This window comes from Paraburkholderia fungorum (assembly GCF_003610895.1).
Classification (GTDB): domain Bacteria; phylum Pseudomonadota; class Gammaproteobacteria; order Burkholderiales; family Burkholderiaceae; genus Paraburkholderia; species Paraburkholderia fungorum_B.
The window spans coordinates 191219-209078 of the sequence record NZ_MCAS01000067.1 but is presented as its reverse complement, the minus strand read 5'-3'; the positions used below and the strand labels follow the sequence as shown (position 1 = coordinate 209078).

The following is a 17860-nucleotide window of genomic DNA, read 5'->3' as shown; positions in this document are numbered from 1 at the left end:
CGCTGCGCCGCGAGCTATCCGACCGACTGATGAGGTCGCTACAGCAGTGAGAGTCCCGTCCTCCGTGACGTTGCCGACTTGGCACATTGCGAGCCAGGGGAAGCTCGGCGCCACTCCGCGGCTGCTGTCTAGTGCGCTGAGTTAAATCGGCCGAGAAGGTCGTGATGGTTTTCTCAAAATTTCTATATACGACTGGTCTACTATGAGCTATAGTCCGCTCATGGCTACCGCAAACACATCTGAAACCAACGACGTCCGCGAGAACATCATTGCCGTGGGTCAACGGCTGATCGGCGCCAAAGGCTTTTCCGCCGTTGGCCTGAATGAGATTCTGTCGGAGGCTGGCGTGCCGAAGGGGTCGTTCTACTACTACTTCGGCTCGAAAGATGCGTTCGGTGTAGCGCTGCTCGAAAGCTACTTTGACGAATATCTGAACGACATCGACCGGACGTTTGCCCAGCCCGGTCTGGACATGGCGCAGCGGTTGCTGAACTACTTCAGGATCTGGCAGGAAACCCAGTCGTTCTACGACTGCCAGGGCAAATGTCTGGCGGTCAAGCTGGGCGCCGAGGTGGCGGACATGTCGGAAGCGATGCGCGCCACCTTGAATCGCGGCACGGCGGGAATCGTGAGCCGGCTGGCGCGCGCTATCGAGACCGGCGTGGCCGAGGGTTCGCTTATGATCGAGGGCGATTCGCAGAGCGTCGCGCAGAGTCTGTACCAGTTGTGGCTGGGTGCCAGCATTATGGTCAAGATCGTTCGCCATATGCAGCCCTTCGAGATGGCGATGAGAACAACGCAGCAAATGCTCCACCGTGCTCCCTGACAAATCGGGGCGGCAAGCGCACTTCTCCGGAAGTGTTTTTTTTGGCCTTCTTTATAGACGACTGGTCTACTACTAAAGAGATTCACTTACCGAGTCACTGACTCATAACGGAGAAACAAAATGAAAGTACTGATGGTTCTGACCTCGCATGACCAACTCGGCAACACGGGCCGCAAGACGGGTTTCTGGCTCGAAGAACTGGCTGCGCCCTACTACACGTTCAAGGAAGCCGGCGTTGAGATCGTGCTGGCTTCGCCTAAGGGCGGCCAGCCACCGCTCGATCCGAAGAGCAATGAGCCGGCCAATCAGACCGACATGACGCGCCGCTTCGAACTCGACCCCGAGGCGACTGCGCAGCTGGCCGCCACCGTGCGCCTCGACCACGTCACGCAGGCGGACTTCGATACGGTGTTCTATCCGGGCGGCCATGGTCCGCTGTGGGATCTCGCCGAAGATAAGAACTCGATCGCCCTGATCGAATCCTTCATCGCTGCCGGCAAGCCCGCCGCGTTGGTCTGCCATGCGCCGGGCGTGCTGCGCCACGTCAAGGCAGCGGATGGCAAGCCGCTGGTCGAAGGCAAGAAAGTGACGGGCTTCACCAACTCCGAGGAAGCCGCCGTTGGCCTGACCGACATCGTGCCGTTCCTCGTGGAAGACGAACTCAAGGCCAAGGGCGGCGTGTATTCGAAGGGCGAAGACTGGGCGCCGTATGTCGTCACCGACGGTCTGCTGATTACCGGGCAGAACCCGGCATCGTCGTCGTCCGCTGCTGCCCTTCTGATCAAGCACCCGGCGCTCGCCGCGTAATAGCGAACGCTGACCTGCCTGCGCGGGGCTGTCGTCTGGCAGCCCCTCGTGGAATACACGACGGGCACAGGTCGGCTCTCCACGCATTCACGCCGCCAGCGGTCTCTCGCCGTCGAGCCGTAACCACCAACTCGCGTCATTCCAAGGAGCGAACCGCCCATGCACCACCCTTCACTCTTCACGCCGCTCAAGCTTGGACGGCACACGCTGCGAAACCGCATCGTACTTCCGCCATTAACGCGCCAGCGGGCCGCCCAACCCGGTGACGTACCCACGGCACACGCCGCGATCTACTACCGGCAACGGGCCAGCGCCGGCTTCATGATCAGCGAAGGCACACAGATCGAACCGCGCGGCCAGGGCTACGCGTGGACCCCTGGGATCTACAGCGAAGAGCAGATCGTCGGCTGGCGTCAGGTGACCGACGCGGTACATGCAGAAGGCGGCGTGATCTTCGCGCAACTCTGGCACGTGGGTCGTGTGTCACATTCCGCGTTGCAGCCGAACGGCGCCGCGCCGGTCGCCCCGTCCGCCATTCAGGCCTCGAAGGTCAAGGCGTTCATCCAGACCGCTCCGGGCGTCGGCACGCTGGTGGAACCATCCGTGCCGCGCGAGCTGACGGTGGCCGAGATCCGCGAGCTGGTCGAACTCTATGCGCAAGCGGCGAAGAACGCGCTGCGTGCGGGCTTCGATGGCGTCGAGATTCACGCGGCCAATGGCTACCTCGTGAACCAGTTCATCTCGGCGCACGCGAACACACGTGACGATGAATATGGCGGCTCGCTACAAAACCGCCTGCGCTTCCTGCGCGAAATCGTCCACGCGGTCGTCAAAGCGGTTGGGCCGGAACGACTCGGCGTGCGTTTCACACCGCTCTTCACGAGCACCGATCAGGAACGGGTTTATATCGGCCTCGTCGAAGACGATCCTCATCAGACCTATATCGAAGCGATCAAAGTGCTCGAAGCAGCCGGCGCAGCGTACGTATCGATCGCCGAAGCCGATTGGGAGAACGCGCCCGACTTGCCGGAAGCGTTTCGTCGCGAGGTCCGGAAAACTTTCAGTGGCAGCATCATCTATGCGGGTCGCTACACGGCGGAACGCGGTGCCCGGCTCGTCGAAGCGAACCTCGCGGATCTGATCGCATTCGGCCGCCCTTACATCGCCAATCCGGATCTTCCGGAGCGCATTGCGAACGACTGGCCGCTCAATGCCGTGAATCACGCCACGCTGTACGGCGGCGCACAAGAAGGACTCACGGATTATCCCGTGTACGCAGAATCGGTTTTCAACTCGTCTAATGAGGTGGTGTCATGAGCAACGGCATTGAGAACAAGGTCGTCCTGATCACGGGCGGCAGCACCGGCATTGGTGCGCAAGTAGCGCGCCGCCTCGCTGCCCGTGGGGCGAAAGTGGCCATCGCTGCACGTCGCAAGGCAGTGGTCACATCATCAACCTGAGTTCGGTTGCCGGCATCAAGGTGTTCGCGCCGGGTGGGACGGTCTACTCAGGAACCAAGTTTGCCGTCAGGGCAATTTCTGAAGGGCTGCGGCAAGAGGTCGGCGAGAAGATTCGCATTACGTCGATCGAGCCTGGCGCCGTGGAAAGCGACCTCAAGTTCAACACGTCCGGCACCGCGCAGGAGTCCGTGCTCGAATTTTATCGCCAAGCCATTCCGGCGGACTCGGTTGCGAGAGCCATCGCATTTGCGATCGAGCAGCCTGACGATGTGGATATCAACGAAATCGTGCTTCGCCCGACCAGCCAGGCGTTTTGACAATAGCCAGTGATCCACGCACTCGACGACTTCCCCCCGCGGCTCACGCGACTCGCTTCGCCTGCGGGCCGGCGAGACCCGCACTGTACCGTAGTGCACTGGCTCTGGCCTGGCGCCCCGACCGCCTTTGACGATCTATAAATATTGCCGTGGTAGCGTTCGGGCTTCCGGGCAAAGCAAATCCGCTCTATCCGTGCTTTACGCGAGTCGCGGCCTGCCGAGCTTCACGACGATGCACGGATTGCCGGCTGTTCTGTCAATTCTTTCGTGATCTGTGAAGCCCTATGTCGAGAAGACCCTCTCCTGAACAACGGCGCGAGCTCGGTACGTTTCTTTCCAGCCGCCGCGGCCGCTTGCAACCCGCCGAGTTCGGCCTGCCGGAGGGCCCACGCCGCACGCCGGGTCTGCGGCGCGAAGAAGTCGCCGTGCTCGCTGGCGTAAGTGTGAGCTGGTACACGTGGCTCGAACAGGGACGCGACATTCAACCGTCTTCCGACGCGCTGCGCCGAATTGCAAAAGTGCTCAAACTCGATACCGTGGAATCGGCGCATTTATTTGCGCTGTCCTCACGTGAGCTTTCACAGGTCGCGACCGGCAGCGGTGTCAGCGAAGGCATCGAACTGCTGGTTCGATCGATCAACGTGCCCGCTTACGTCCGCAATACGCGGCTCGATATCCTCGCCTGGAACGACGCCATCGCCGACCTGTTCGTCGACTATGGGTCGCTTGAGCCACACGAGCGCAATACGCTTCGCCTGCTATTTCTTTACAAGCCCTATCGCACACAAATTCTCGACTGGGAACAGATGACGCGAGGCATGATCTCCGCATTCCGCGCCTCGCGTGCCCAGGCACAGGACAAAGCACCGTTCGACAGCCTCATCGACGAGCTCACGGAACTGAGCCCGGAGTTCCGTTTGTGGTGGCAGGACACCGAGGTCAAAGGCTTCGATGAGGGCGACAAGCGGCTTCGCCATCCGTCCGGCAACCACATCGAATTCACCTATGTGGCGCTGACACCCACGGGCAGACCGGACCTGTCGCTCGTGACTTACATCCCGCGACTCGCTGCCAGTGACTCGGACTCATAGGATCACAAGACGCCTTCTTGGCCCGGTTTGATTTGCCTAAAGTGACGCCAGTGCAGCAACGTCCCCACTGTCCTTCACGTCACCGAGGCAAACATGTCGAACCTGAACACTCCTTTCACCGTTGGCGCGACTTCGCGTAATCCCGCCACCGGCGAGTTCATCGCCCACTATGCGTTCCAGACCGCGGACGAAGTCGAGCGCATGCTCGAGAACAACGCCGCGGCCTACCGGCTGTGGCGCGCCACGCCGATGACGGAGCGGGTTGCAACCTATCGCCGCCTGGCGGTCACGTTGCGGGACCGCTCCGAAGCGCTGGCTTCGCTGATTACCGCGGAGATGGGCAAGACGCTGGCCGCCGCACGGGCGGAGATCGAAAAGTGCGCCGCAGCGATCGACTGGATCGCGACGAACGGCCCCGCGTTCCTCGCCGACGAAGCCGCCCCGGTCGAGGGCGATGACGAAGTCCACGTCTCCTACCTTCCGATCGGCTCCATCCTTGCTGTCATGCCGTGGAATTTCCCGCTATGGCAGGTGATTCGCGCGTCGGGCCCGATCATGCTGTCGGGCAACGGTTTCATCCTCAAACACGCGGCCAATGTGATGGGCTCGGCGTATGCGTTGCAGGACGCCTATGAAGCCGCTGGTTTTCCGATGGGCCTGTTCGCGAACCTGAACGCGGACAACGAGACCGTCGCTCATGTGATCGAAGATTCCCGTGTCGCGGCCGTCACGCTGACAGGCAGCATGCGCGCAGGATCGGCGGTGGCAGCGACAGCAGGCAGGGCACTGAAGAAGACCCTGCTGGAACTCGGCGGCGCCGACGCCTTCATCGTGCTGGCCGATGCGAACATCGACCTGGCCGTCAAGGCAGCGATCGAAGCGCGATTCCAGAACGCCGGTCAGGTCTGTCTGGCTGCGAAGCGCTTTATCCTCGAACGCCCGATTGCGGAAGAGTTCACACGCAAGTTCGTGGCCGCCGCGGCGCGGATCAAGGCCGGCGATCCGCTCGATCCGTCCAGCACGATTGGGCCGATGGCGCGTACCGACCTGCGCGACGAACTACACGATCAGGTGGTGCGCACGATCGAAGCCGGCGCGACACTGCTGCTCGGCGGCCAAAAGATCGAAGGCGCCGGCAACTACTACGCGCCGACCGTACTCGCCGATGTCGCCCCTGGCATGGCCGCATTCGACGAGGAAACCTTCGGGCCGGTCGCAGCGATTACCGTTGCCGAGAACGTCGAACACGCGATCGAACTAGCCAATACCAGCGACTACGGTCTCGGCGGCAGCCTCTGGACGAACGACGTCACGCGTGCCCAGCGAATCGCGCGTCGCCTCGAAACGGGTGGTGTCTTCATCAACGGTTTCTCCGCTTCCAACCCGCGCATTCCCGTGGGCGGAGTGAAGAAGAGCGGTTACGGACGAGAACTGTCGCATTTCGGTCTGCGCGAGTTCACCAATGCTCAAGCGGTTTGGGCCAAGACGGTCGATTGATCCGCCACGGCTTTATCCGCCGACCTGCCGACTCATCGTCCGAACCATCGAGGAATCAAAATCATGGATACCCATTCCGAAAACCCCGTATTGCAACCGGTCACTGTCGGCCGTCTGCAACTGAAGAACCGCATTGTGACGGCGCCGATGACCCGCACCCGCTCCGACGATGCCGGTTACTCGGACTGGCCCGAGATGCGGCGTCGAGTTGCTGTCGACGCGTAAGTAGCCGACATGTAGTGCGAATCCATTCAATCCAATTGCCTGTTCTTTTTTAAACTTCTGGAGCTTGTCATGAAACCGATTATCCAAATTCGCCGTATCGCCACTGCTATCGCGCTCGGCGTGGCAGTATTTTCCGCGCAGCTCGCCGTGGCGGCCCCCGTCAAGAACGTCGTCCTGGTTCACGGCTACTTTGCCGACGGCTCGGGTTGGCAAGCCGTATCGAAGATCCTTACCCACGACGGCTATAAGGTCTCCGTGGTTCAGGAGCCCGAGACTTCGTTCAAGGACGACATCGAGGCGACCACGCGTGTGGTCGACGCTCAGGACGGCCCCAGCATCCTCGTCGGTCATAGTTATGGCGGCGCAGTGATTACCGAAGCCGGCAACGATGCCCATGTTTCAGGTCTCGTCTATATCGCCGCGTTCGAACCGGACGCCAACGAAAGCCTCAAGGATCTGACCACGAAAATGCCGGCCGCGACCAAGGCCATCAAGGCGACCGACGACGGTCACCTGTATCTCGATCCGTCGCGCTTTCACGCCGACTTCGCTGCCGACGTGCCGGCGGCCGAGACCGCTTTCATGGCAAGTTCACAGGTGATGCCGGCCGTCGAGTCGTTCACGGCGCCCGTCACTCAGCCGGCGTGGAAATCGAAGCCTAGCTGGGCGGTCGTGGCGACCGCGGATCGAACCGTCAATCCGGACCTCGAACGCTGGATGGCCAAGCGCGCGAACAGCACGACGATAGAAGTCAATTCGAGCCATGTCGCCTACCTGTCACATCCGGCGGAGATCGCGAGACTGATCGAGAAAGCCGCAGTTGAAAGCGCAGATCGTTGATTAAAGTGATGCTGGCACGGCTTCGCCTTTGCACTTTGGCAAGCCGTGCATATTGGCAATCACCCAGCCGTCCCGGCCAACCACCGTCCGGCGAGCGGTCGCTACCCCGCGCAACCTCGAACTGCTGATTAACTGGAAGGCGCGCGTTATACGTGCTGGTGGAACCAGTCGATCTGCTTGTCGATGCTGCTGTCGAAGTGCGGCCCGTCGTACATGTCGTAGTGGCCGGCGGTTTCCTCGACGTGAAGCTTCTTCGTGGTTGTCGCTACGGCCTCAAAGAGTGCGATACCGTGATTCGGTGGGTTCACGCCGTCCTCCCCCGCGACCACCACGAGCACCGGACACGCAACGCGCGCAGCATATTCCTTGGGCTTGTAGCTCAGCATCTCGCGAACGGTCAGGAATGGAATCTTGATGTCCATCGCAGGAAAGCGTTGCCGGTTTTCTTCGATAAACACCTTCGACTGTTCGTCTGTCATCACCTTCGGGATCGCCACGAACATCTCCTTGCCCGTGTTCAGCTTCTTTTCATGCATACGTTCGAGCGTCCCGACGAATGCCTGTTTTTCGGCTTCAGTCATATTGCGCGTAACGACCTGTTCGCCGTCAGCAAAGCCAAGTTGACTAACAACTGCCTTGATCGACGGATCACCTGCAGCCGCCCCGAGCACGTGACCACCGCCCAGCGAGGTGCCCCACAGCCCGACACGGGCGGCGTCGATGTCAGACCGTTCCTTGACAAAAGCAACGACGGTGTGGATGTCCTCGATCTGCATCGACGGAACGAGGCGCCCTCGTTCGCCCCCACTAGCGCCAAAGCCGCGGTAGTCGAAGGTGACGGCCGCATAGCCCGCGAGGGCGAAGGCCTCGGCGAAACGAGGCAGCAGCAACTCCTGGATGCCGCAGAACCCGTGGCACAAGACTATGACAGGTACAGGATGCTGCGTATCGGGCCAGCGTATGGTCACTGCAATGTCGTTGGCTGTTCGATGTGAAGTGGTGTTCATGTAATCGGGAGGTAGAAGTAAATAGGTATAGCGAACTGCATTGGAAAACAGCCAGGCACCGCCGCCGACGAGTCCATGGACCAGAGCGATATCGGGCTGCCGCTCATAATCGTGCAGCAACAGATCCCCCACCAACCCGCAAGGAACGGATGCCAGCACAAGCTTTGGTTTGAGCAGGGCCCGCAACCGTTGAAAGGGTATCCCAAAACGCTCCCGGGTCGCCAGTACGGCCGGCAACTCTTCAAATATCCGGTACTCGAGCCCGGACATTGAGCCTGCCGGTTGAGCGCCCGGACGGTAAGTCACCAGATGGTGTGTCCTTGCTTATTGCGAGACGCATCCCATTAGTCCTCCCAACGAAGCATGCTGCTAATGTTTCGGTAAAGATTCACAATTCCCGCTAATGCGCTCACCCGAAAACGCCTTCGCGACAAACTTCGTTGAATCGGGAAGCGAACCGTTGACAGTTGCTGAATGGTCGAGCTTCGGATACAAATGCCATTCGATCCGATCGCCGGCCTTGCATGCATCGGTCACGAGCGCAACCTGGCCCGGTACAAACACGTCGCGATCCTTGCCACCGGTTCCGACGAAGATCGGGATGTCCGACTTCAGCGTTGGATACGCCGCTTCGCGGCTGATCGCTGCGAGCATCGGCTTCGGTGAGCGCTTGAAGCTGTCGTCGAACGTGAGCTTGTCCGCAACTATCCTCTGCTCAATCGCGTGCAGGCATGCGTGTTGACTGGTTTCAAACGCGGGCATCGCGCGGTCGGTCAGGTAGTCCGCTGGCACGAACGAAGGATCGAGCAGCGTTGCGGTGCTGAGTCGCAGCATGTCGTAACCGAAGGTGGGGACAACCGACTTGTGTGCGTTCGCCCGGTCCTCGTTATCGGCCGTCTCATGAACAGCCGCATACGGCGTGCCGGTCGCGACCACACCGACAATCTTCAGTTCGGGCGCGTAGGTCTTCGCATACACGGCCGTCGCGAACGCCGCGCGACCGCCTTGCGACTGCCCGAATACGACCACTCGAGACGAGACGTCGAAGCCACCATGCGCCACCGCACGGATACTGTCGAGGACGCCGTAAGCGAGAGGGCGCGTGAGCCCGTAGGGATGCAGGCCGGGCGTTCCGAGACCCTGATAGTCAGTCGCGACGATGGCGTAGCCCTGCGCGAGCCAGTGGCTCAGATAGCGCGTGTCGCGTTCGCTGCGGCTCGTGAACGATGGCGCACACACGTCGGCACTGCCGACAGTACCGTGCGCCCACGCCATCAGCGGCCAGCCGCCTTGCGGCGGTGTCCCTTTCGGCACAAACAGGGCGCCGGACACGACGATCGGAGTGTGGTTGTCGATACCGTCGGTCGACGTGTACAGGATCCGGATGTTCTGACCGGCTTCGGCGAGGCTTTGCTGCGGCGTCAATTGTTCGGTGCGCAGCATCTGGCCGGGCGTTGCCGGAACTGTCTCCGTCCAGGCATAGAATGCGGGAACACCTCCATCGCCAGTGACGGGCAGCGGCGCGGCGACTACTGCCGATGTGCCGATAACGGCCGCGATGACCGGCATGAACAGTGGTCTGAGTTTTGCATAAAACATCAGGTAGCTTTCCTTGGTTAGATCGCAGTAGTGCGACAGGGGCGCGCAAAGACAATCGTTCGGGAATCCACTCCGTAACGATCCCAATCGCTATGTGTGATTTATTTTCCGCGTCCAACGTCTAAATCTGCTGCACGCCAGAACTTGCGCTCGATAAGCGCTCGCCTCAATCGCCAGACTTGATGGTCCGGACTACGTCCGATCAGCGGCTGATCTTCAGCTATCGCTTACGTTGAATCGGATCAGTATGGTCCAGGTTTCGTGTGGAATCCAGCATCAAGGCGCTACTCGAATGTTGCATGCAACGCAACAGAGCGCCAGGCCCAACCAGCTGTGGGGCTTCCGTAATCAACCGTATGATGCTGCGCCTTTCGACTGATGCAACGCAAGTGTCCGTCCCTGATCGCGCAGGTTGTCCGGTCAGCTATAGAGAAGACATGGTACGAATGATGTCGCGCCACAGGTAGTTGGCCGCGGGGATCAGCTTGCGGCCAAGCCTGGTTGCAACATAGTGGTCAAATCGCTGCGCGATCGGATGATCGATGGGAATAGCGACAAGCTGGCCAGTTGCCGTCTTATCCGCCGCCCCTCCAGGCGAGGAGAACGCGATACCAAGGTTTTCCGCCGCCAGGGAAAGAGCTGCTTCGAATCGGTCAACGCGATATGCCGGCGACATGTCGATGCCCATGTCGCGCAGGATCGCATCTACGTAAATTTGAGCGGCAAAGTTATTCGGCAGAAAGATGAGCCGTTCCGTAACGATGTCCTCGATCCGCACCGTGGCGCGACCCGCAAGTTTGTGTAGCACTGAGACCACCACGCATAACGGCTCGCTTCGGAAGAGGCGCGAGTTGAGGATGGGGTCCAGGGATGCACCGTTATATATGCAAATATCCACGATGTCGTCCCTGACCAATTGCACCAGCTTCGATTGCGGGCCGCTGCGAATTTCCACTCTGATCTCGGGATACTTGATGCTGAACCGTTTTAATGACCCCGTGATCAAATGCGTCATGATGCCGGCGCCGGCTCCAAGGGTGACGTGCCCACGACGCATGAACCGATACTCATCAAGCTGAGCATTTAGCTTTTGCTCCAACTTTTCTTTTTCGTTGCTGTACTCAACGAACGCCGAACCGATCTCCGTAAGCACACTATTTCGTCCGTGCCGAGTCAGAAGCGAGAGCTTGAACTCTCGTTCGACGGCGGCCAGTTGACGGCTAATCGTCGACACGTTGATCCCTAACGATTGAGCCGCCTGCCGCATTCCGCCATGCGTGGCCAACGCGACGAGATAGGTCAGGGTACGGTCGGAAATAGCGGGAGTATCGGGTTTCATGTCAGCAGTGCACAACGGTCAAGACGATAGATCCGACGACGGCGGTTGATCGGTTAGATAACCTTACAGATCCTGACCATCAAGACAGATTTACCCTTAGGATGGTTGATCAGTTGATGCGAGTTAGACGCAAGTACTGTAGCACGCGACAGTATTGGTAAGCAGTCTCACTACGAACATGCGCTCGGCGGAAATTCGTGAACCCGAGCATCGGCCGTATGACGCGTCTGACGGCCCGATGGTCCTGCCCAACCGCGTTGATCCGATACTTGGCCTGCAGAATCGTGATGGGAGTACCGTGCCCGGGAGCGTGGGCGCAAGCGCCTGGGCAACGAACAACTGCCGACACTGACCCGCACGATCCACGTGGAGGTCAAGGGCGCGTACGTTCAACGCGGATGATCAAAGAGATTCGCACACAGGGCTCTCCGGCCAGCAAGCAGCGGGTTAGGCGACTCATGCACGACAATGCAGTCTGGGCTCGTCACAAGCGACGTTATGAGGCACAAAAGCGGAAGCCGCACTCGTATTCTCAGCGCCTCTAACCATTGAAGCGAGAATGTCGACCGAGATACCATCGGCTCCTGAGTCCGAGGATCGTGCAAATTACGCGACGGGCCGGTTCAAATCGTCACCTCGACAAGATTGCCATCCGGATCCGAAACAACAGCTTCAAAATAGCCGTCGCCCGTCCAGCGAGGACCCGATACCAGAGCCCCGTTGGACTCCATCCTCCTCGCGAGGGCAATCACGGCGTCCTCGGTGCCGAGTGAAATCCCAATATGCGCCCAGCCGACCCGCCGGTCGTCCATCGAATGCGGCGCCAGCTTCGGCAAATGCATGAGTTCGATCGCCGGCCCGTCCGGCAAGCGGGCAAAGCGCGAACTGAATCCTTGGGTTCGTTCACTTCTGTACATTTCGCCGATCTCGGCTCCAAACATGTCGCGATAAAAATCGGCTGCGCGGTCGAGATCATTTGTCCAGAGCGCAACGTGAGCGATTTTCATAAAGCGATTCTCCGGAAAAAAACAAGCTGGAAATGTCCAACGGCAGCATGAAGGTCCGGCGAGCCGGACGTGTTACCACGCCTAAACCATATGCCTTCACGCAACGAGGAATATCGCGACCTCGCTGCGTAATGTCGAAGCCTGCCGCTCCATTTCGGACGCCGCCGCAGCCGCCTGTTCCACCAACGCCGCGTTCTGCTGGGTCGTGCCGTCCATCTGCGAGACCGCCTCGTTTATCTGTTCGATGCCGCGCGCCTGCTCGACGGACGCCGCGGCGATTTCTTCGACGATGTTGGTGACGCGCTGAATTGCCGAGCTAATCTGGGTCATGGTACCGCCGGCACGCCCGACCAGCTCGCTGCCGGACTGCACTCGCGTGCTGGACTCATCAATCAACTCTTTTATTTCTTTTGCCGCGCTAGACGAGCGCTGCGCGAGCGCACGCACCTCACTTGCGACAACCGCGAAACCACGCCCCTGTTCGCCCGCACGCGCCGCCTCCACCGCAGCATTCAGCGCGAGGATGTTGGTCTGAAACGCGATGCTATCTATAACGCCGATAATTTCTCCGATCCGCCCGGAGCTTTGCTCGATACCGCCCATCGTTTTAACTACCTGCTCGACGATCCGCGAACCCTCGAGCGCAACTTCCCGTGCGTTGCCGGCAAGGCCGCTTGCCCGGCTCGCGCTTTCGGAATTCTGCTTCACGGACGCCGTCAATTGCTCCAGGCTTGCGGCGGTTTCCTGTAGCGATGCCGCCTGCTCCTCCGTACGCGACGACAGGTCAGAGTTGCCTGCAGCAATCTGTTTGCTTGCAGTCGCGATGGCTTCGGCATTCAAGCGAACGTTACCGACCGTGCTCGCGAGCTTGTGCTGCATAACGGCAATGCCATGCATCAACTGTGACATCTCGTCGTTGCCACAAACGGCAATTGCGCGGGAAAGGTCACCGTTCGCGATCTGCTGAAGCGAGGCCAATGCCTCATCCAACGGCTTAACAATCGCTCGTCGAAGGAAGATCCAGCCCGCCGCGGCAGCAGCAATACCGCTTAACATCAGCCCGGCGCCCACCATCTGCTGTATCCGGTAACGACGGGTATTCGCGGCGTTCTGCCGTTCGGCTTTCTGCAACTGGGACTGCTTCAGGCGGCTCGATGCGTCGGCCGCCATGCTGTATGCCTTCGGCAAGGCCTCGAGCGAAATGCGATTGACCTCGCCCTGGTTGTAGTTCTCGACGGCAATGCCGAAGTCCGCGATAACTTTTCTGAGTTCGGCGCGCGACTGCCGCAACGCTTGCGCAAGCCCCTCGTCTTCAGCGTCGCGCGGTAGCGCTTCGTATTTCCTGAACCAGTCGTCGGATCGGTCCAACAGTTCGCTTGCCTGCTTGCGCAATTCGGCGTTTCCCGGCGAGGTCGGCTGCAATGCAATCTTGTCGTATACGAACCGACTGCGTCCGATATCGATTTCGGCATTACCCAGCGCGCCGATCCCAGGTATCGTCACCTGACTCGCTTCGTTCATCGAATGGTTGATGCTGCCCATGCCGTATAAGCCGAATCCAATCGCCAAGGCGAGAAGGCAACCCATAAACGACATGCTGAGCCCGACGCGGTCCCGAATCGTCATATTTTTCATTGATATCACGATCACCCCACCGGTCGAACCAGCTTCTCCATCAGCGACTTCAACTCATGGGCAACCAGATAACCGTTCTGTTGGTGTTTGCGCTTGCAGAACAGTTCGCAGCTCCACCACCCCTTGTAGCCCGTCGCCTTCACCGCGTCGGTCCATTCCTGAAGATCCAGTACGCCGGAACCCGTCGGCACATCGCGAAGCACGCTCTCATCGGGAATACCACCGTCGAAGCGAAGCGAATCGCAGACATGAACGCCGTAGATCGAATCTTTGTCCAATCTGGCGACATCGTCAGGCGTAATGCCGGACGTGTAGCAGTGCCAGTAGTCGATCACGACCCTGACGTTGCCGCGCTCCGCCCGCTCGATCAATCGAAGCGATTTTTCAAGTCCGTTCACCGGCGCCCATGAAAGCGTCTCCAGATACAGCAACAGCCCTGCCTCCTGCGCCATATCGGCGAGTACCATCAGATTCTTTGCAGTTATCGCAATCTGCTCGTCTTCCGGATACCCGAGAACACCGGCATACAGGTCCGTACGCCCTGACTCGGACCACTCGATCACGGCCTGAACGTTGACCGGCCCGGTCAGAACCTGAACGCCTTTTGCACCCACCGTAGCCGCGAGATGGAAGATTTCCCGCGCCCGGCTCCAGAGCGCTTCGGCGTCTTCTCCCTGCCGCTCGATATCGATGAGAAACCCCATGCCCGGCACGTTCACGTTGGCAAGAAGCTGCTTCAGGTCGCCGGTCGAATAGCCCGCGTCGAGATAGCTCTCGATCTTGCTGCTGGACAGCTCGATGCCGTCGAAGCCCGCGGATCTCATGATGTCGATGTCCGTGATCAGGTTCGAGTATTTCGCAACGGTTGCGTGCAGCACGAGTGTGTCTTCCTTCGCCGTCATCTCCGATTCCTCCGTTCTATTGCCACGATAACGCAACCAGTTTGACCACCCAATATTCGCCTGGCAATTTCGCAACCGCGTCATTCGCAGACGCAACGCGACGCACTTATCCCAACGAAGCGAATCGACGCTAGCCGCGCGTCAGTTAGCGTCGCAAAACTCAAAGTAGCGAAATTGCATACGTTAATTTGCCCTCGAATACTCGGAACTGCGCTCACCCATCAAAAAATGGTGAATGTCAGCGATGAATATCGAAACCTATGAGGAGATTGTGCTGTGAAACTGAAATCGAAGCAGGGGCAAGTAATGGCGCGTGTCGTCGCATCAGCGGTGGCAAGCCTTGCTATTAGCGGCATCGCTGCTGCGCAGACGCAACAGGTCGAAGTGGTTCACCAATGGACGTCGAGCAGTGAGTCGTACGCACTTCAAGCCCTCAAGGATGGCTTGCAAAAAAAGGGGGTGGGTTGGAAAGATAGCGCGATCGCAGGCGACGACGGCGCCAACCAGCAGCAGGCGCTTCAGGCCCGTCTGGCGGCCGGCAACGCCCCCGCAGCGGCTCAGGCAGAGCCTCAACTGCTATTCGCTTACGCTGAGCAAAACGAGCTAGGTAGCCTCGACAGCGACGCGAAAGCCGGCAACTGGGATCACCTCATTACACCGGAACTGATCCCTTATCTGAAGTACAAGGGGACCTGGTACGGCGCGCCGATGGACGAGCATCGCGAGAACATGTTCTGGATCAACAAGAAGATCCTGCAGAAATACGGCGACAAGATCCCGACCACGTGGGACGAATTCAATGCGCTCGCTGAGAAGATGAAGAAAGACGGCATCATTCCCGTGGCGTTGGGCGGCGAAGACTGGCAAGAGACCGAAATCTTCAGTGACCTCGTAGTCGGAATGGGCGGCCCGGCGTTCTACAAGAAAGCGATCATCAACCACGACCCGGCTGCCGTTCAAAGCCCGACGATGCTCAAGGTCTTCGATGAACTCCGCAAGATCATCAGCTACACCGATCCGAATCGCGCGGGCCGCGACTGGAATGTCGCAACCCAGATGGTCATCGACGGTAAGGCAGGCATGCAGATTCACGCGGACTGGGCAAAGGGTGAGTTCCTGCGCGCAGGGAAGAAGCCCGGTGTCGATTTCGTTTGCGCTGCAACACCTGGCAGCGGCCACGCATTTATCTGGGTGATGGATACGTTCGCGTTCTTCAAACAGAAAAATCCGGCCGCGCAAGCGGACCAGACCTTGCTGGCAAATACCGTCATGGACCGGGACGTGCAGGAAAGCTTCAATCTGCGCAAAGGTTCGCTGCCGCCGCGGCTCGATGTCGCGCAGGACAAGTTCGACGACTGCGCAAAGATGAACTTTGCAGACCGTACCGCAGGTAATAAAGCCGGCGAAGTCATGCCGTCGTTCATCGAGAACGCAGCACTCGAACGCGATGTCCGTGCGGCTTATGTCGATGTTGTCACGCAGTTTGTGAATACGCCTTCGATGACGTCGGCCGACGCCGTCAAGAAGCTTGCCGTTGCTGCCAGGAACAACTGATAGCAACTCGTGCCTGCTCCCCTTTCGAAAGGAAGGGGAGCAGGCAGAACACGCTTAAAGCTCGCGTTCCATGTGAGCGTCAGACCAGACTGATCATTTTTCCACTGGGCCGGTTTTCTTCGATCTTCGCCTTAGCGCCGATCTGACGGTCGCGAATCAGGTCGGAAGCTTTCTCGCCGATCATGATGCACACAGCGTTCGGATTGCCCGAAATGAGATTCGGCATCACCGACGCATCCGCAACCCGCAAACCCTCGATATCGCGCACTCGAAGCTCCGGATCCACGACGGCAAGCTCGTCGGTGCCCATCCGGCACGTACCCGCTGGATGAAGCGCGGCGTGCGCCTCCTGCTGGCAGAAACGGCGCAATTCCTCGCGGTCCAGCACGGGTTGAAACGGCACGAAGCGTCGCTCGATATATTTGCGTATCGCCGGTTGGTCCATGATGTCTATCGCTTTCGAACACCCCTCGACTACCGCGTCGAGGTCATAAGGGTCGCTGAAATACATCGGCGCGACGCGTGGAACGTCTAAAGAATCGCTACTGTTCAACGTGACGAACCCACGCGAACGCGGTCTGATTTGTCCGAGGTTGACGGTGCAGCCGTTGCCTCCAGGCACACCGTCGACGCCCTCTTCAATTCCTGCTCCGACCACCATGAAATACTGGATATCGGGCGTCAGTTCCGTTTTATTTCCCCACCAGAACGCGCCTCCTTCGATCAGATTGGATGCCGCCGGCCCGCTTTTGAAAAGCGCGTATTGCAAACCCGCCATGGCCTTCCAGCGCAGTTTCTTGTATTTGTCGTAGCTGTGCGGTCCTTTCAGCTGATACACAAGGGAGATCTCGATATGGTCCTGCAGATTCTGGCCTACGCCTGCCAGGTCCGCATTGACCTTGATCCCGTGCTTCACGAGTTCCTCTTTCGGTCCAATGCCTGAGAGCATCAGCAGCTTGGGTGAATTGATCGCTCCGGCGCACAGAATGACTTCGCGCTGTGCCCGCAACTGCTTCAACTTGCCGTCCTCGACGAACTCGACGCCGACCGCACGGCCTCGCTCGATGACAATCCGCGTGACCCGGATGCCTGTGCGCACCGTCAGGTTGGGTCGCCCTTCGGCGGGACGAATATAGGCAACCGCCGAGCTGCTCCTCCTGCCATCGCGTGCGGTGATCTGATAAAGCCCGCATCCCGTCGGGTCGCCCGAGTTGAAATCCTCGTTATAAGGGAGCCCGGCTTGTTGACAGGCTTTCAGCCATGCCTTGGTGAGAGGGTGAATGTGGCTGATGTCGGAGACCCCCAGCGGACCGCCCACGCCGTGGTTCTTATTGCTGAAGCGCTCATTGTCTTCTGCCCGGAGAAAATACGGCAGCACATCTTCATAGCCCCAGCCGGTAGCGCCCGAGTCGCGCCATTGATCATAATCGGACGGCACGCCACGAATGTAGATCATCGCGTTAACAGAGCTTCCGCCGCCAAGTACGCTTGCCTGCACCATCGTCGGCATTTCCTTGCGGTCCTGCTCGGCCATCGGCACCCACGGAATACGCTTCAACAACGGGCCTTGCGCCGTCTTGTAGTAAGCGCCGGGAATGTGAATATAGGGGCTGCGATCGCGCGGCCCTTCTTCGAGCAGCGTCACCGTCGAGCCGCTGTCTTCGCTTAGGCGAGATGCAATGACGCACCCGGTCGATCCGCCACCCACCACAATATAGTCAACCATAGCAATGCCCATCCTTTCCTGTTTCTGA

Annotated in this window: 16 protein-coding genes and 2 pseudogenes; 10 read left to right on the top strand and 8 right to left on the bottom strand. The window is 59.4% G+C overall.

Annotation, left to right across the window (positions count from 1 at the left end; genetic code table 11):
* Nucleotides 1-220 precede the first annotated feature (220 nt).
* The 9 genes and pseudogenes from BCY88_RS36510 to BCY88_RS36475 all read left to right on the top strand — a co-directional run bounded on the left by BCY88_RS36510 (nt 221) and on the right by BCY88_RS36475 (nt 7063).
* Nucleotides 221-826 carry a TetR/AcrR family transcriptional regulator gene (locus BCY88_RS36510; RefSeq protein WP_120348925.1) on the top strand — a complete coding sequence of 202 codons (606 nt, stop codon included), beginning with the start codon at nt 221-223 and terminating at the stop codon, nt 824-826.
* A 120-nt stretch (nt 827-946) separates the two neighbouring features.
* The gene (locus BCY88_RS36505) at nt 947-1633 is read left to right on the top strand and encodes a type 1 glutamine amidotransferase domain-containing protein (RefSeq protein ID WP_120348924.1); all 687 of its coding nucleotides are present in this window, start codon (nt 947-949) and stop codon (nt 1631-1633) included.
* 159 nt (nt 1634-1792) lie between these two features.
* Nucleotides 1793-2950, top strand: coding sequence for an alkene reductase (locus BCY88_RS36500; RefSeq protein WP_120348923.1), 1158 nt, complete (start codon nt 1793-1795; stop codon nt 2948-2950).
* Complete coding sequence (locus BCY88_RS40840) at nt 2947-3093, top strand: SDR family NAD(P)-dependent oxidoreductase (protein ID WP_404935761.1); 147 nt, start codon at nt 2947-2949, stop codon at nt 3091-3093. Before BCY88_RS36500 ends, BCY88_RS40840 begins: the two co-directional genes overlap by 4 nt.
* Nucleotides 3063-3410, top strand: a pseudogene (locus BCY88_RS36495) (SDR family oxidoreductase); the annotation flags it as partial. The gene BCY88_RS40840 and the pseudogene BCY88_RS36495, both read left to right, overlap by 31 nt.
* Before the next feature lie 284 nt (nt 3411-3694).
* Nucleotides 3695-4501 (top strand): helix-turn-helix transcriptional regulator, encoded by an 807-nt coding sequence (locus BCY88_RS36490; protein ID WP_120348922.1) that lies wholly within the window; start codon nt 3695-3697, stop codon nt 4499-4501.
* 93 nt (nt 4502-4594) lie between these two features.
* A complete protein-coding gene (locus BCY88_RS36485; RefSeq protein ID WP_120348921.1) occupies nt 4595-5998 on the top strand; it encodes an NAD-dependent succinate-semialdehyde dehydrogenase in 1404 nt (467 codons plus the stop codon).
* Nucleotides 5999-6061: 63 nt separating this feature from the next.
* Complete coding sequence (locus BCY88_RS36480) at nt 6062-6223, top strand: oxidoreductase (protein WP_120348920.1); 162 nt, start codon at nt 6062-6064, stop codon at nt 6221-6223.
* A gap of 69 nt (nt 6224-6292) precedes the next feature.
* Nucleotides 6293-7063 (top strand): alpha/beta hydrolase, encoded by a 771-nt coding sequence (locus tag BCY88_RS36475; protein WP_120348919.1) that lies wholly within the window; start codon nt 6293-6295, stop codon nt 7061-7063.
* A 146-nt stretch (nt 7064-7209) separates the two neighbouring features.
* Here the strand turns inward: BCY88_RS36475 and uilS are convergent, their stop codons facing one another.
* The 7 genes and pseudogenes from uilS to BCY88_RS36440 form a co-directional block, all read right to left on the bottom strand.
* On the bottom strand, nt 7210-8340 hold the full coding sequence (gene uilS / locus BCY88_RS36470) for a UilS family quorum-quenching N-acyl-homoserine lactonase (protein ID WP_259461620.1): 1131 nt from the start codon (nt 8338-8340) through the stop codon (nt 7210-7212).
* 99 nt (nt 8341-8439) lie between these two features.
* Nucleotides 8440-9669, bottom strand: coding sequence for a lipase family protein (locus BCY88_RS36460; RefSeq protein ID WP_183081539.1), 1230 nt, complete (start codon nt 9667-9669; stop codon nt 8440-8442).
* A 424-nt stretch (nt 9670-10093) separates the two neighbouring features.
* Nucleotides 10094-11008: a LysR family transcriptional regulator gene (locus tag BCY88_RS36455; RefSeq protein WP_120348916.1), complete on the bottom strand. Its 915-nt coding sequence runs from the start codon at nt 11006-11008 to the stop codon at nt 10094-10096.
* 175 nt (nt 11009-11183) lie between these two features.
* Nucleotides 11184-11303, bottom strand: a pseudogene (locus BCY88_RS40630) (IS6 family transposase); the annotation flags it as partial.
* Between the two features lie 328 nt (nt 11304-11631).
* A complete protein-coding gene (locus tag BCY88_RS36450) occupies nt 11632-12015 on the bottom strand; it encodes a VOC family protein (protein ID WP_120348915.1) in 384 nt (127 codons plus the stop codon).
* Nucleotides 12016-12111: 96 nt separating this feature from the next.
* Nucleotides 12112-13641 carry a methyl-accepting chemotaxis protein gene (locus BCY88_RS36445; protein ID WP_183081538.1) on the bottom strand — a complete coding sequence of 510 codons (1530 nt, stop codon included), beginning with the start codon at nt 13639-13641 and terminating at the stop codon, nt 12112-12114.
* 20 nt (nt 13642-13661) lie between these two features.
* On the bottom strand, nt 13662-14552 hold the full coding sequence (locus BCY88_RS36440; RefSeq protein WP_120348913.1) for a sugar phosphate isomerase/epimerase family protein: 891 nt from the start codon (nt 14550-14552) through the stop codon (nt 13662-13664).
* Nucleotides 14553-14828: 276 nt separating this feature from the next.
* Between BCY88_RS36440 and BCY88_RS36435 the strand changes: the two genes are divergently transcribed.
* Nucleotides 14829-16106 carry an ABC transporter substrate-binding protein gene (locus BCY88_RS36435; protein WP_120348912.1) on the top strand — a complete coding sequence of 426 codons (1278 nt, stop codon included), beginning with the start codon at nt 14829-14831 and terminating at the stop codon, nt 16104-16106.
* A 79-nt stretch (nt 16107-16185) separates the two neighbouring features.
* On the opposite strand, the gene BCY88_RS36430 is transcribed toward BCY88_RS36435, so the two are convergent.
* Entirely contained in the window at nt 16186-17844 is a 1659-nt protein-coding gene (locus tag BCY88_RS36430; protein WP_220669718.1) for a GMC family oxidoreductase, read from the bottom strand.
* Nucleotides 17845-17860: the final 16 nt, after the last annotated feature.